The following is a 14105-nucleotide window of genomic DNA, read 5'->3' as shown; positions in this document are numbered from 1 at the left end:
CTGGCAATCGGTCACCCCGGGCGGTCAGGCTGCGGGCCATGATCACCGAGCGGGCCCCGATCCAGGTACGCGTCCGAGCCACCGTCCGGGCCGCCGACCCGATCGACGCGGCCGGCCTCACTCGCCTGCTCCGGAACCGGGGGATCGACGTGGTCGGCGAGGCGGGCGACGTGCTCGTGATGGCGATCCCCGAGCGCGACCCGGACGCCACCTGGCCGACCGGCATCGATCAGACCGGCCGGCCCAGCGTGCTGGTCCTGCCGCGCGAGCCGGATCCGGACGCGCTGGCCGCCTGCGGGGTGAACACCGTGATGGCCGTGCCGCGCTGCGCGGCCGGCGGCGAGCGGTTCGCCGAGCTGGTGATGGCGGCGGCGAACGGCCAGGCCTGGGCCACCCCGGGCGCCGGCCACATCGTCGCCTTCTACCGCTTCCTCGAGGAGCGGCACCGCGGCGCCCGGCGGCTCTCCGACCACGAGACGCGGCTGCTGCGGCTGACCGCCGAGGGGCTCACCACGGCCGATATCGGCCTGATCGTCGGCCGTTCCCCGCGTGCCGTCCGGACCGACTTCGACCAGCTGGTGCGTCGACTCGGGCTGCGCAACGTCCGGCACGCGGTGGCCTCGGCGATCCGCGCCGGCGAGATTTGACCACGACCGTAAGGCGGAAGAACCGAACCTGAAGCGAAGCGTAAGCGGGTCCCGGCAGAGTTCTGGGTGTCACCGAGAGACGACATCCAGGAAAGCGGGAGATTCCGATGCGCAAGCTGATCAACTCGACCTACATCACCCTCGACGGCGTCATCGACAACCCGATGTGGACCATGCCGTACTTCGACGAGGAGCCGGCGGCCTATGCCGGGTCGCTGACCGAGAGCGCGGACGCGCTGCTGATGGGCCGCGTGACCTTCGAGGGGATGGCCGCCGCCTGGCCGACCCGGGACGAGAGCGACCCGAGCACCGGCGCGGCCTATTTCAACAGCGTCCGCAAGTGGGTCGCCTCGCGGAGCCGGACCGACGCCGCGGAGTGGCGCAACAGCGAGGTGCTGCGGGGAGACCTGGTCGACGCGGTGCGCGCCCTCAAGGCGGAGGACGGCAAGAACATCGTCCAGTACGGGTACGGCGAGGTCACCGAGACTCTGATCAAGGCGGGGCTGGTGGACGAGGTGCACTTCTGGATCCACCCGGTGCTGGTCGGCGGCCCGTCGATCTCCGCGCCGCTGGGTGCGGTCTCGACGAGCTTCGACCTGGCGGACACCAAGGTGCAGAAGAGCGGCGTGATCATCGCCAGGTTCGTGCCGAAGGCGGCGTAACCGCACTTGAAAAGGCGGCCCGTGGTCCGGGGGCGGAGATTGGGGCATCGAAGCTCCGCCCCCGAAGACTGCGGGCATTGCTGTGTTTCTGCAGCGGAAATGCGTTATCTCGCGTATCTCAGATATCTCACGCGTGGGAGCCGGCCACGCGGCGCTTCGGTCGCCCTCCTTCCGATCGCTGGGGTCAGGGTCAGCAGCAGGGCGAGTTTGGTGAGGCTTCGCCCGTTTCATGGGAGCGCTCCCATGAATATTGCCTCAGCCTAACGCATTCGGACACACGGTCAAGACGTCATCTCTTGTCGTGGGAACGCTCCCATGGAAGAGTGTCGATATCGCGTATGGGGAGCCGACCCGACCTCGATAGACCGCCGCCGAGCCCGTGCCGCCCGTCCTCCGGCGCGCCGCGGGTCGCCCCTCCCGCGAGGAGAAAGCACGCATGACATCTGTCCGGACGAGACGCCGGGCGGCGCTCGCCGCCGCCGGCCTGCTCGTGATCGCCGGCGCGGCCGCCGTCCCCACGGCCGCATATGCCGCCACCGCCTGCGAAGTCACCTACGCCACCAACGACTGGAACACCGGCTTCACCGCCAACGTCACCATCAAGAACCTGGGCGACCCGCTCACCTCCTGGAACCTGGGCTGGGCGTTCGCCAACTCGGGTCAGCGCGTCACCCAGGCCTGGTCGGCCACCGTCGCCCAGAGCGGCAGCCAGGTCACCGCCACCAACGTCGGGTGGAACGGCGCCGTGCCCACCGGCGGCACCGTGAACTTCGGCTTCAACGGCGCGCACACCGGCAGCAACCCGGCGCCGACCGCGTTCACGCTGAACGGCGCGGCCTGCAACGGGCAGTCCGCGAACCAGCCGCCCACGGTCTCGCTGAGCGTGCCCGCCGGGCCGTTCGAGGCGCCCGCGGACATCCCGCTGACCGCCACCGCGGCGGACCCGGACGGGACGATCAGCAAGGTCGAGTTCTACCGCAACGGGCTGCTGATCAACACCGACACCACCGCGCCGTACGCGTACACGCTCGAGGATCAGCCGGCCGGCAGCTACACCGTGCAGGCCCGGGCCTATGACAACGCCAACGCCACGGCGACCGCCGAACGGGCGTACACGGTAAGCGCGGCCTCCGGGCCGGTGCTGGTCGCCACCCCGTCGTCGGTGAGCGTCGCGGAGGGCGGCAGCAGCACGTTCAACCTCAAGCTGAGCGCCGCGCCCAGCTCGAACGTCGCGGTCGCGCTGGCCCGCACCGGCGACACCGACGTCACCGTCTCGCCGGCAAGCGCGACGCTTACCTCGGCCAACTGGAACAGCGGCGTCACCGTCACGGTGGCCGCCGCGCAGGACTCGGACACGGTCAGCGGCAGCGCGACGATCACCGCGTCGGCCACCGGCTACGCGTCCCTCGCGGTCACCGCGACCGAGCTGGACGACGACGCGCCGTCCGGCGGCGGGGAGTACAACGCGAGGTTCCTGGCCCAGTACCAGAAGATCAAGGGCTCCGGATACTTCAGCATCGAGGGCGTGCCCTACCACTCGATCGAGACGCTGATCGTGGAGGCGCCGGACCACGGCCACGAGACCACGTCCGAGGCGTTCAGCTTCTGGATCTGGCTGGAGGCCCAATACGGCCGGGTCACGCAGGACTGGGCGCCGTTCAACAACGCGTGGACGACGATGGAGAAGTACATCATCCCGTCGCACGCGGACCAGCCCACCGCGGGCGTGGCCGGCACCCCGCAGTACGCCGCCGAGTACAACCGGCCCGACCAGTACCCGTCGGCGCTGCAGCCGAACGTGCCGGTCGGCCAGGACCCGCTGCGCAGCGAGCTGCAGTCGGCCTACGGCACCGGCGACATCTACGGCATGCACTGGCTGCTCGACGTCGACAACACCTACGGCTTCGGCCGCTGCGGTGACGAGACCACCCGGCCGGCGTACATCAACACCTTCCAGCGCGGGCCGCAGGAGTCGGTCTGGGAGACCGTGCCGCAGCCGTCCTGCGACACCTTCGCGCACGGTGGCCAGTACGGCTATCTGGACATCTCCATCAAGGACAGCGGCACCCCGGCGAAGCAGTGGAAGTACACCAACGCGCCGGACGCCGACGCCCGCGCGGTGCAGGCCGCCTACTGGGCGCTGACCTGGGCCAAGCAGCAGAACAAGCAGGCCGACGTGGCGGCCACCGTGGCGAAGGCCGCCAAGATGGGCGACTACCTGCGCTACGCGATGTTCGACAAGTACTTCAAGAAGATCGGCAACTGCGTCGGACCGTCCACCTGCGCGGCCGGCTCCGGCAAGAACTCCATGCACTACCTGATGTCCTGGTACTACGCCTGGGGCGGCGCGACCGACCCGGCGGCCGGCTGGTCCTGGCGGATCGGCAGCAGCCACGCCCACTTCGGCTATCAGAACCCCTTCGCCGCGTGGGCGCTGACCAGCACACCCGAGCTGTCGAGCGCGATGAAGGGCTCGACCGCGAACGCGGACTGGACCGCGAGCATGACCCGGCAGCTCGAGTTCTACACCTGGCTGCAGTCGTCCGAGGGCGCCATCGCCGGCGGCGCGACGAACAGCTGGGACGGGTCCTACGGCCAGCCGCCGTCCGGCACGCCGACGTTCTACGGCATGCCGTACACCGAGCACCCGGTCTATCACGACCCGGGCAGCAACAGCTGGTTCGGCATGCAGGTGTGGTCGATGCAGCGGATCGCGGAGCTCTACAACCAGACCGGCAACGCGCAGGCCAAGGCGCTGCTGGACAAGTGGGTGCCGTGGGCGCTGAGCAACACCACGATCGGGACCGGCGGCAACTACGCGGTGCCGTCCACGCTCACCTGGTCGGGCGCGCCGGCCACCTGGAACCCGGGCGCACCCGCGGCGAACACCAACCTGCACGTCACGGTCGCCAACCAGACCAAGGACGTCGGTGTCACGGCGGCGTACGCCCGTACCCTGATGTGGTATGCCGCCCGGGCGGGCAACCAGCCCGCCAAGACCGCCGCGAAGGGTCTGATCGACGCGCTGAACGCGAACGCGGACAGCCAGGGCGTCTCGGTGCCGGAGGAGCAGGGGCACTTCTCCCGCTTCGACGACGTCTACAACGCCTCGAGCGGACAGGGCACCTACATCCCGCCGGGCTGGACCGGCACGATGCCCAACGGCGACGCGATCCGGCCCGGGGTGAGCTTCCTGGACATCCGGTCGTTCTACAAGCAGGACAAGGACTGGCCCAAGGTGCAGGCCTATCTCGACGGGGGAGCGGCCCCGATCTTCAACTACCACCGCTTCTGGGCGCAGTCGGACGTGGCGATGGCCTACGCCGACTACGCACACCTCTTCCCGAACGGCTGATCCTCCATTGACGGCGCCCGGGTCTCAGTCGAGGCCCGGGCGCTGGGGTTTGAGATAGCCCCGGGAGAACGCGGTGGCGACGGCGGCCGCGCGGTCGTTGACACCGAGCTTGGCGTAGACGTGCAGCAGGTGGGTCTTCACCGTGCCCTCGCTGATGAACAGCCGCCGGGCCGCCTCACGGTTCGACGAGCCCTGCGCGATCAGCTCGAGGACCTCCAGCTCACGCTGCGACAGCGGCTCGGACGCGGGCCGCCGCATCTGACCCATCAACCGGGTCGCGACCGAGGGGGAGAGCACCGCCTGCGACCGGGCGGCGGCCTCGACGGCGCGGAACAGTTCCTCTTTCGGCGCGTCCTTGAGCAGGTATCCGGTGGCGCCCGCCTCGATGGCGTGCAGCACGTCGCCGTCGGTGTCATAGGTGGTGAGCACCAGGATCCGGGCCGGCACCCCGCGTTTCGCGAGCTCCTTGATGGCGGTCACGCCGTCGGTCCGCGGCATCCGCAGGTCCATCAAGATCACGTCCGGGCTCAGCCGCTCGCCGGCGGTGATCGCCTCGGCGCCGTCCGCGGCCTCGCCCAATACCTCGAAACGCGGGTCCGCGCTGAACATGCCGCGCAGCCCGTCGCGCACCACCGGGTGGTCGTCGACGATCAACAGCGAGATCACGCGCGACCTCCCGCCGGGACGGCCGGCACGGTCGCGGTGACGGCCGTGCCCTCACCCGGCTCCGACTCGATCTCCAGCCTGCCGTCCAGCAGTTCCACCCGCTGACGCATGCCGGCCAGGCCGAACCCGCCGTCGGCCGAGCCGCGCCCGGTCGCGGCCGGCTCGAAGCCCACCCCGTCGTCGACCACGTCCAGGGTCACCAGATCCTCCATGTAGGACAAGGTCAGGCCGACCCGGCCGGCCCCCGCGTGCTTGGCCACGTTGGCCAGCGCCTCCTGCGCGGTCCGCAGCAGCGCCACCTCGACGTCGGTGTGCATCGGCCGGGCCGCGCCGGTGGTGGTCAGCACCGCGTCGATGCCGTTGACCGCCGACCAGCGGCGGGCGACGTCGCCGATCGCGTCGGGCAGCCGCGCCTCGGCGAGCGCCGCCGGACGCTCCGCGAGCACCGACCGGCGGGCCTCGGTCAGGCTCTCCCGGGCCAGGGTCATCGCGTTCGTCAGGTGCCGGCGCATCACCGGCCGCTCGTCCAGGGTCTCCTCGGCGGCCTGCAGCTGGGTGACGATGCCGGTCAGGCCCTGGGCGAGCGTGTCGTGAATCTCCCGGGCCATCCGCTGCCGCTCGTCCTGCACGCCGGCCTCGCGGGCCTGCACCACCAGCTGGGCGTGCAGCCCCGCGTTCTCGGCCAGCGCGGCCTCCAGCTCGACGAGCGCCTGCTTCTGCTTGTCGTTGCGGTGCTCGCTCATCTCGGCGAAGTAGAACATCGCCCCGGCGAGCACGGTGGAGAGCGCGCCGACGGCCAGCCAGATCCACTCCAGGCTCTCGGCCCGGAGGTTGGCCAGCCCACCGAGGAACGCGATCGCCGCGATGAAGGCGGTGGCGGTCACGCCGGCATAGCGCCAGCGGCCGCGCAGATAGGTGAACGCCTGCGGGTATCCGATGTAGGCGAAGAAACCGTAGAAGGGCGCGATCGCCACGAGCCCGGCCACGAGCACCAGCAGGCCCGCGTAATACACGCCCATCAGCGCGCGGTTGTCGTGCCACTGCGGGTGGAGGGTGTGGAACCAGACGATCCAGGCGGTGACCGCGACCGTGAAGCCGAGGACCGCCGGCACGTTCACCGGCAGGCCCCAGAGCGGTTGCAGCGCGGTGAGGGCCGCGCTGACCGCCAGCAACACATAGGGCAGAACCCTGTTCACCGCGGTCTCCTTGCGCTCCCAGCGGTCGAACTCGGCGCGCAGCTCTGCCTCGATGCCCACCCTCACTCCCAGCGGAAGTAGCGCGCGGCCAGCGCACCGGCCACGATCGTCCAGCCCAGCATGACGCCCAGGTGCAGCAGCTGCGGCCAGTGCCCGGCCGAGGCGTCCTGCAAGGATTGCACGCCGGCCCCGAGCGGGGTGAAGTCGCTGATCGCCCGGAGCACGCCGGTCATGGTGTCGCGGGGCACCCAAAGCCCGGCGAAGAAGATGAGCGGGAAGAACACCAGGGATCCGATCGCGCCGGCGCTCGTGGCGCTGGGCGCGAGCGCGCCGACGAGCAGCCCGACCGCGAACATCGCCAGGGCCACGAGCAGATAGCTGATCAGGAAGGCGGGCAACCGCCCGGGCAGCTGGACGTCGAAGGCGACCCGGGCGATGACCAACATGACCAGCAGCGTGACCGCGGACATCACGGTGGCCATCAGGAGCTGCGCGCCGATCATCAGGATCGGCTTGACCGGCGTGGTGCGCAGGCGGCGGAGCACGCCCTTCTCGCGGTACGAGGCGAACAGCTGGGACAGCCCACTGAGCGCGAACAGGGCGATCCCCATCGCGACGATGATCGGCACGTAGACGTCGATCAGCCGCAGGCCGCCGAGCTCCGCGAGCGGTTCCCGCATCGACGGGACGAGGCCGAGGATGACGAGCAGGATCGGGGCGAACGCGACCGCGAAGAACACCACGATCGGCTCACGGAGGAACAGCTTGGTCTCGGTGGCGGTGAGCCGGAACAGGGCGGACATGGCTTCTCCTAGGAGTCGATGCGGCGGCCGGTGAGCTCGACGAAGGCGTCATCGAGGGTGGTCTGGTCGACCCGCAGGCCGGCCGCGGTGATCCGCAGGCGGGCCAGCACGGTGGTCACCGCGAGCAGCAGGTCGCCGCGCCCGGTCACCACGACCTGGCCGCCGGCCGGCTCGACGGACTCGACCTCGGGCAGCGCCAGCAGCACGGCCGGCTCCAGCGGGGCGGACGGGCGGAAGCGGATCCGCTGCCGGTCGTCGACCCGGGCGACCAGCCCGGCCGGGGTGTCCAGCGCGACCAGGCGGCCGGCGTCGATCACGGCCAGCCGGTCGCAGAGCCGCTCGGCCTCCGCCATGAAGTGGGTGACCAGCAGGATCGTCACGCCCCGGTCGCGGATCCGCTCGATCAGATCCCAGGCGTCCCGGCGGGCCTGCGGGTCGAGGCCGGTGGTGACCTCGTCGAGCACCGCCACCCGCGGGTTGCCGACCAGCGCCAGCGCGACCGAGAGCCGCTGCTTCTGCCCGCCGGAGAGGCGCCGGAACTGGGTGCCGAGCTTGTCGGTGAGGTGCAGCGTCTCGATCAGCTCGCGCCAGTCGGCCGGGTCGCGATAGAAGGAGCTGTAGAGCTCCATCGCCTCGCCGACCCGGAGCTTGTCCGGCAGCTCGCTCTGCTGGAGTTGCGCGCCGAGCAGCTGCCGCAGTTCGTCGCCGTCGCGCCGCGGGTCGAGGCCGCAGACCCGGATCGTGCCGCCGTCCGGGATGCGCAGACCCTCGATGCACTCGACGGTGGTGGTCTTGCCGGCCCCGTTGGGCCCCAGGATGCCGAAGATCTCGCCGGGCTCGACGGCGAAGCCGACGCCGTCGACGGCGGTGTGGTCGCCGTAGCGTTTGCGGAGGTCGTCCACCTCGATGATTGCCATGCCGGCAGCCTGCCGCCGGGGCGGGCCGGGCCATATCCACTGCGCTGCCACCGTTCGTGCGGCCCCGGCAGATGCCCGCATCCACCGATCGGTAGATGCGCCGCGCACAGAGGGGCCGGGGCGGCCCACGCGGCGCCCCGGCCCCTGCTTATCGGGTGCGGCTCAGGCGAGAGTCGCCGAGCAGCTCAGCGTCGGGGCGGTGCTCGCGCCGCCGCCGATGAACCCGAAGGATGTGCCCTGTCCCGCGTTGAGGGCGCCGTTGTAGGTCATGTTGGCCGCCGTCACGGTCGCGCCGGAGGCACTCATCGCCGCGTTCCAGCCCTGCTGAATGGACTGGGCGCCCGGGTAGTTCAGGGTCACCGTCCAGTTCCGGATCGCCGCGCTGCCGGCCCGCACGGTCACCTCGGTCTGGAAGGCGCCCTGCCAGGACGACGTCACCGCGTACGTCGCGCTGCACGCCCCGCTCGCCGGCGGCGTGGTCGGCGGCGTGGTCGGCGGGTCAGTCGGCTCCTCGGACGGCGGCGGCGTGCTGGTGCCGCCGAAGGTGATGTCGCTGCAGAAGTAGTACGACTGGTCCGAGTGGCTGGCCTGCCAGATCGTGTAGGTCATCGCCCGGCCGCTGCGGCCGCTCGCCGACACCGGCAGGTCGACGACCTGGCCGCCGGTGACCGGGGTCCACTGCGACGCCGGCTTGTTGCCGATCTGCGACACCAGCTCCAGGTCGGACCACTTCAGCGGCGTGGTCAGTGGGTTGTAGGACGCTTTCGTCAGGTACACCCGCACGTAATCGGCGCCGTGCCCGGCCTGGTCGAAGAGCCGCACGTTGAAGTTGTTGCCGACCGACGTGGCCTTCCAGTTGCCGACCGCGTCCATCGCGTTGTACCGCCCGGCCGACGTGTGGCCCGCGCTGCACAGCTGGCCGTCCGGGATGACGCCCTGGTGGTTGCCGGCCGCACCCTCGCGGTAGAGGCCGTTCCAGTTCCACATCGCGTTCGTGTCGGCCTGCCAGGCCTGCCAGCACATGGGGTCCTCGGTGGCCATCACCGGATCCTGGAACCGGCTGCCCCAGCGTTCCCAGCAGCCGTAGTTGCGGGACGCCGGACTGGTGATGTTGCCGTGTGCCGAGGCCGGTCCGGCGGGGACGAACGCCACCGCGAGCACGCCCAGGGCGACGGCCATCAACAGCCGTCCGAGTCGGGACATGGGGATCTCCTTCGGGGGAAGGGGGGACCCGGGGCCGGCCTCGTGGGAAAGAACCGGCCCCGGGATCTTGGGGATGGGATGGGGTCAGGAGAGGGCGGGGTACGCGTTCGCCATCAGTTGCTGGAACTGAGCGGAGAACCAGGCGCCCGAGATCGGCGCGTTGGGCAGTGCGCCGGTCATGCTGTTGCCGTTGCGCTCGTTGCCGGTGTACGTGGGGTCGCACATCCGGTCGAAGCCCTTGCCCTCGTCGTTCGGGATCAGCTCGCTGGAGCCGTCGGACTCACCCGGCGGCTTGACCCAGACGTACGCGTCGATGCCCGTGGCCGGGTTGGCCCGCGGCCGCTCGCCGAGGCCCGCACCGGACTGGTTGCACCAGTTGCCGGGGTGGATGCGGCGGTCGATCCGCGACCCGTTCACAAAGGTGTTGAGGTCGGTCGACGAGCTCGCGCCGGCCGGCCGGGCGGAACCGCCCCAGCCGTTGCGGGAGGTGTCGATCAGCATGCCGATCCCGCTGTTGAAGCCGATCGAGACCAGGTGCGTCCGGAACGCCTGGGCGAAGCTCAGCTCGTCGATGTAGTAGTTCCAGTCCACCCACTTCGACTGCCGGATCTGCTGGCCGTTCACCGTGCCGTTGACCGTGAAGTACGGCTCGGTCAGGGCCGAGTAGTTGGCCGTGTTGGTGATGAACCCGTGCACGTTGTTGATGTTGCCGGAGGCCACCGCGGCCTCCTTCATGACGGTCGCCGAGGGCCCGAAGTTCGAGTCCCAGCCGATCCACCCGTGGTGCGCGGCGTCGATGTAGTTGTACGTGTTCGGCAGCGCCCCGAGCTTGTTCAGCGCGTAGCCGACACCCTGCACGTAGCCGCCGTTGGCCTTCATCGTGGCGCAGGTGGCCACGTTGGTGTTGGTCACCAGGTTGGGCAGCGAGTCGATCTCGATCACGTTGATGATGCGCAGGTTCGCGTACTTGGACTGCGACATGATCGCGGCGATCGGGTCGATGTACTCGGCCTTGTAGCGCGGCAGGTCGTTGACACCGAGCTCGCCGTTGGAGGCGAGCGCCGAGCAGTCCCGGCCGGGCAGGTTGTAGATGACGAACTGGATGTAGCCGGCGCCCTGGGCGAGCGCCGCGTCCAGGTGGTCCTCGACGCCCATGCTGCCGTTCGAGCTGCTGCCCGAGGTGCCCTCGATGGCCGCGATCCGGTCCAGCCAGACCGCTGTCGGGTTGTTGGAGACCCGGCTGCCGCCCGGCTCGGCGTTGGCCTTGGCCTGCCACTCCGGGTTGCGGTAGCCCTGCACCCCGGCGTAGGGGTTGTCGACCTTGTTTCCGGGCGGCGGGGGATTGGAGGTGGGCGGATCGCTGGGGGTGGGCGTGGTCGGCGGGGTGGTGGTGCCGCCGGTGCAGACCGTGCCGTTCAGCGAGAACGACGCGGGCGTGGCGTTGGTGCCCGAGTAGTCCGCGTTGAAGCCGAAGTTCGCCGAGGCGTTGGTGGCCAGTCCGGTCGCCCAGGACGGGTTCTGCGCGACTACGTTCTGCCCGGTTTGGGTGACCGTGGCGCTCCAGCCCTGGGTGATCCGCTGGTTGCCGGCGAAGGCCCAGTCCAGGTGCCAGCCGCCGGTGATCGGGTCGCCCAGGTTGGTGACCGTCACGTTCGCGGTGAAGCCGGTGGCCCATTGGTTGGTGGTGTAGGTGACCCGGCAGCCTGCCGCGGCGTTCGCCTGGTGGGCGGCGACCAGGCCGAGACCGGTGGTGAGGACGGCGGCCGCCGCCACGGTGGCGACACGGATCAACGGTCGCCTTCGGGTGGTGGTTGTGGGGTGGGGATTCATCGCAGAGGTGCTCCTCGAGGACGGATCGGATGACTTCGCGGGCATGGGGCGCCCGGGAAGGGAACTAGGCGGCCGTGCAGACCGGGGTGGGCGCCGTGCCGGGGCTGCCACTGGCGATGAAGCCCCACTGGGTGGAGGCGCCGGCGGCGAGAGAGCCGTTGTAGGGCATGTTCCGTGCGGTGACGGCGTCGGAGCCGGTCACCTGCGCGTTCCAGTAGTTGGTGAAGCGCTGGCCGGAGGGCCAGGTCCAGGTGACCGTCCACGAGGTGATCGCGGCCGATCCGGCGGTCACGGTGACCGCGCCCTGGAAGCCGCCGCCCCACTGGCCACCGAGCGAGTAGGTCGCGGTGCAGGCGCCGGCCGGCGGCTCGGGCGGGTCGGTGGGGTCGCTGGGCGGCGGGTCGCTCGGCACGGCGCCGCCGTAGATGCGCGCCTCCCGCGAGGTCGCCTTGATGCCGTTGGCGCCGTTGAAGAGCCGCTCGCCCCAGCTGGTCAGCCGGGTCTTGTCGAACGCGGTGACCAGGTCGAGGTACTCCACCCCGCCGCCGTTGCCGCTCCACGACCAGCCCAGATATCCGATCCCGCGGGACTGGGCGGTGGCCAGGATGGTGTCCTCGTCCGGGTTGCCGTCGGAGTGGTTGTGCCCGAACTCGCCGACCACGATCGGCAGCCCGGCCGACTGGAACCGGCCCAGGTAGTCGGTGATCTCGGCGGCGGTGTCGAACACGCCGTACATGTGGATCGAGAAGATGGTGTTGCGCTGCGGGTCGGAGGCGAAGACCGCGGCGGCGTTGTCGCGCATCACGAACTGCCAGTCCTGGCCCCAGTTCGGGGCGTCCACCATGATCGCGTGCTGGAATCCGGCGGTGCGCAGCCGGCCGATCGCGGTGGTGGTGGCACTGGTCCACGCCGATGCGTTCGTGTTGCCGTACGGCTCGTTGCCGATGTTCAGGACGACGTACGCCTCCTGGCCGTCCAGCGCGCTCTTGATGCTGATCCAATAGTCCACGGCCTGCGCCAGGGTCGCCGCGGCGGCGTCCTCGCCGTACCCCGTGGTGTCGTGCACCTCGAGCACGCAGATCAGCCGGTTGGCCTTGCATGTGGCGATCTGGTTGGCGACGTCGGCCGCGTCGTTGCGGGTCCACCGGTTGCCGCTGCTCAGCACGACCCGCACGGTGTTCGCGCCGAGCGACTTGATGTCCGCGAGCGCGGTGGTCTGACTCGTGTACCAGGTGTGCGCGTGGTTCACCCCGCGCATCACGAACGGGTCGCCGGTGGCCTCCAGGATCCGGCCGCCGCTGACCTTGATGCCGGTCGCCGCCTGTGCCGACTGCGCGGCGATCGCGACGCCGCCGATCAGCACGGCCAGGACCGCCAGGATCCGGACCATTGTGGACTTCATGAGGTGCTTCCTCCCGTGCAGGCGGAACCGTTGAGGGCGAAGGAACCCGGCACGCGGTTGACGCCGGAGTGCGTCCCGTTGAAACCCGCGGTGACGGTGGCGCCGGGAGCGAGCTCGGCGTTGTAACCGGCGTTGCGCAACATCACCTGGGCGCCGGACTGGGTCGCGACCGCGTTCCAGGCCTGGGTGATCGTCTGTCCGTCGGCGAAGCCGAAGGCCAGCGCCCAGCCGTTGATCGGGCTGGTGCCGGTGTTCGTGATGGACACCGAGGCGGTGAAGCCGGTGTTCCACTGGCTCGGCACCGCATAGGCGACCCGGCACGACGCGCTGGACGGCGGGGGATCGCTGGGCGGGACGGTAGTGCCGCCCAGCGCCTCGGACACCGCTTGATATGCGGGCTTGGCCACGTAGTTGTCGTCCCAGATCAGCGCCGCGCCCTGACCGGGGAAGACGCCAGGGATCCACGAGTACTTGTCGGTGATGCCCCAGGCGGTGACCCCGCGGCATCGAGTGACCGCCAGACAGGCCCGGACCACCGCGCGGTAGTCGCTCGCCTGCTGGGCGAGCTTGCCGCTGTCGGACGGCGTGGCCATCCGGATGTCCAGCTCGGTGATCCGCACGTCGACGCCCAGATCGGCGAAGCGCTGCAGGTTCTGCTGCAGGTCGCCGGGCACCTGGCCGATGATCAGGTGGCCCTGGAAGCCCACGCAGTCGATCGGCACGCCCTGGGCCTTGAAGTCCCGCACCAGGTTGTAGATCGCGGTGCTCTTCGCGTTGACGCCGTCGGTGCTGTAGTCGTTGATGCACAGCTTGGCGGCCGGGTCCGCGGCGCGGGCCGCCCGGAACGCCTCGGCGATGTAGCCGTCACCGAGCTTCTGCTGGAAGACCGAGTCCCGCCGGGCGCCGGCGCCGCCGTCCGCGAACGCCTCGTTCACCACGTCCCACGCGGTGATCTGTCCCCGGTAGCGGCCGGCCACCTGGGTGATGTGGTTGGTCATCGCCGCGCGCAGCTGGTCGGCCGGCAGGGCGGAGACCCAGCTCGGCAGCTGGCTGTGCCAGACCAGGGTGTGCCCGTAGAGCTTCTTGCCGGTGGACGCGGCATAGGACGCGACCGCATCGGCGGAGGTGAACCGGAAGCTGCCCTGGGTGGGTTCGGTGGCGTCCCACTTCATCGCGTTCTCGGGCACGACGAGGTTGAACTCGCCGTCCGCGATCGCCTGGTAGGGCGCCTCGGACAGGCGGTTCGGGTCGAGCGCGAAGCCGATGTCTCGGCCCTGCGCGTCGGCCAGCGACTTCAGGGTGGTCGCGGGGGGGGGGGGGGGGGGGGCGGGCAACCACACCAAAAGCAGAAACGCCCCACAAAAAAAAAAAAAAAAGAAGCGAAAAAAAAGCAAAAGAGGCCCCCCCCCCCTAGGCGGGAGAGG

The 14105-nt window shown here is 70.3% G+C and carries 11 protein-coding genes; 3 read left to right on the top strand and 8 right to left on the bottom strand.

Translation table 11 applies throughout. The features are described from left to right. The first annotated feature begins 38 nt into the window (after window positions 1-38). The 3 genes from ACZ6TI_RS18765 (at window position 39) to ACZ6TI_RS18755 (ending at window position 4664) form a co-directional block, all read left to right on the top strand. Window positions 39-647 (top strand): helix-turn-helix domain-containing protein, encoded by a 609-nt coding sequence (locus tag ACZ6TI_RS18765; protein WP_465346348.1) that lies wholly within the window; start codon window positions 39-41, stop codon window positions 645-647. 107 nt (window positions 648-754) lie between these two features. After that, window positions 755-1309: a dihydrofolate reductase family protein gene (locus ACZ6TI_RS18760; protein WP_465346347.1), complete on the top strand. Its 555-nt coding sequence runs from the start codon at window positions 755-757 to the stop codon at window positions 1307-1309. Window positions 1310-1745: 436 nt separating this feature from the next. Beyond that, window positions 1746-4664 carry a glycoside hydrolase family 48 protein gene (locus tag ACZ6TI_RS18755; protein WP_465346346.1) on the top strand — a complete coding sequence of 973 codons (2919 nt, stop codon included), beginning with the start codon at window positions 1746-1748 and terminating at the stop codon, window positions 4662-4664. Window positions 4665-4688: 24 nt separating this feature from the next. Here ACZ6TI_RS18755 and ACZ6TI_RS18750 read toward each other — a convergent pair whose 3' ends face one another. The 8 genes from ACZ6TI_RS18750 to ACZ6TI_RS18715 all read right to left on the bottom strand — a co-directional run bounded on the left by ACZ6TI_RS18750 (window position 4689) and on the right by ACZ6TI_RS18715 (window position 14015). After that, a complete protein-coding gene (locus tag ACZ6TI_RS18750; RefSeq protein WP_465346345.1) occupies window positions 4689-5330 on the bottom strand; it encodes a response regulator in 642 nt (213 codons plus the stop codon). Then, window positions 5327-6586 (bottom strand): sensor histidine kinase, encoded by a 1260-nt coding sequence (locus ACZ6TI_RS18745; RefSeq protein ID WP_465346344.1) that lies wholly within the window; start codon window positions 6584-6586, stop codon window positions 5327-5329. The genes ACZ6TI_RS18750 and ACZ6TI_RS18745 overlap by 4 nt, the downstream gene beginning before the upstream one ends. Before the next feature lie 2 nt (window positions 6587-6588). After that, complete coding sequence (locus ACZ6TI_RS18740) at window positions 6589-7329, bottom strand: ABC transporter permease (protein ID WP_465346343.1); 741 nt, start codon at window positions 7327-7329, stop codon at window positions 6589-6591. Window positions 7330-7337: 8 nt separating this feature from the next. Continuing rightward, window positions 7338-8246 (bottom strand): ABC transporter ATP-binding protein, encoded by a 909-nt coding sequence (locus ACZ6TI_RS18735; protein ID WP_465346342.1) that lies wholly within the window; start codon window positions 8244-8246, stop codon window positions 7338-7340. Window positions 8247-8408: 162 nt separating this feature from the next. Beyond that, window positions 8409-9449, bottom strand: coding sequence for a lytic polysaccharide monooxygenase auxiliary activity family 9 protein (locus ACZ6TI_RS18730; RefSeq protein WP_465346341.1), 1041 nt, complete (start codon window positions 9447-9449; stop codon window positions 8409-8411). A gap of 84 nt (window positions 9450-9533) precedes the next feature. Further along, window positions 9534-11279, bottom strand: coding sequence for a glycoside hydrolase family 6 protein (locus tag ACZ6TI_RS18725; RefSeq protein ID WP_465346340.1), 1746 nt, complete (start codon window positions 11277-11279; stop codon window positions 9534-9536). Window positions 11280-11343: 64 nt separating this feature from the next. Further along, the gene (locus ACZ6TI_RS18720; protein WP_465346339.1) at window positions 11344-12681 is read right to left on the bottom strand and encodes a cellulase family glycosylhydrolase; all 1338 of its coding nucleotides are present in this window, start codon (window positions 12679-12681) and stop codon (window positions 11344-11346) included. Beyond that, on the bottom strand, window positions 12678-14015 hold the full coding sequence (locus ACZ6TI_RS18715; protein WP_465346338.1) for a glycoside hydrolase family 10 protein: 1338 nt from the start codon (window positions 14013-14015) through the stop codon (window positions 12678-12680). Before ACZ6TI_RS18715 ends, ACZ6TI_RS18720 begins: the two co-directional genes overlap by 4 nt. Window positions 14016-14105: the final 90 nt, after the last annotated feature.

The organism is Actinoplanes sp. NPDC051388, assembly GCF_055586225.1.
The sequence above is the reverse complement of the archived record's forward strand: the minus strand, read 5'-3'. Positions and strand labels throughout refer to the sequence as shown.

Excerpts from the sequence above, each read along its gene's own strand:
- ACZ6TI_RS18765 (WP_465346348.1), top strand. The coding sequence starts at position 39 with ATGATCACCGAGCGGGCCCCGATCCAGGTACGCGTCCGAGCCACCGTC.
- ACZ6TI_RS18760 (WP_465346347.1), top strand. The coding sequence starts at position 755 with ATGCGCAAGCTGATCAACTCGACCTACATCACCCTCGACGGCGTCATC.
- ACZ6TI_RS18755 (WP_465346346.1), top strand. The coding sequence starts at position 1,746 with ATGACATCTGTCCGGACGAGACGCCGGGCGGCGCTCGCCGCCGCCGGC.
- ACZ6TI_RS18740 (WP_465346343.1), bottom strand. The coding sequence starts at position 7,329 with ATGTCCGCCCTGTTCCGGCTCACCGCCACCGAGACCAAGCTGTTCCTC.
- ACZ6TI_RS18735 (WP_465346342.1), bottom strand. The coding sequence starts at position 8,246 with ATGGCAATCATCGAGGTGGACGACCTCCGCAAACGCTACGGCGACCAC.
- ACZ6TI_RS18730 (WP_465346341.1), bottom strand. The coding sequence starts at position 9,449 with ATGTCCCGACTCGGACGGCTGTTGATGGCCGTCGCCCTGGGCGTGCTC.
- ACZ6TI_RS18725 (WP_465346340.1), bottom strand. The coding sequence starts at position 11,279 with ATGAATCCCCACCCCACAACCACCACCCGAAGGCGACCGTTGATCCGT.
- ACZ6TI_RS18720 (WP_465346339.1), bottom strand. The coding sequence starts at position 12,681 with ATGAAGTCCACAATGGTCCGGATCCTGGCGGTCCTGGCCGTGCTGATC.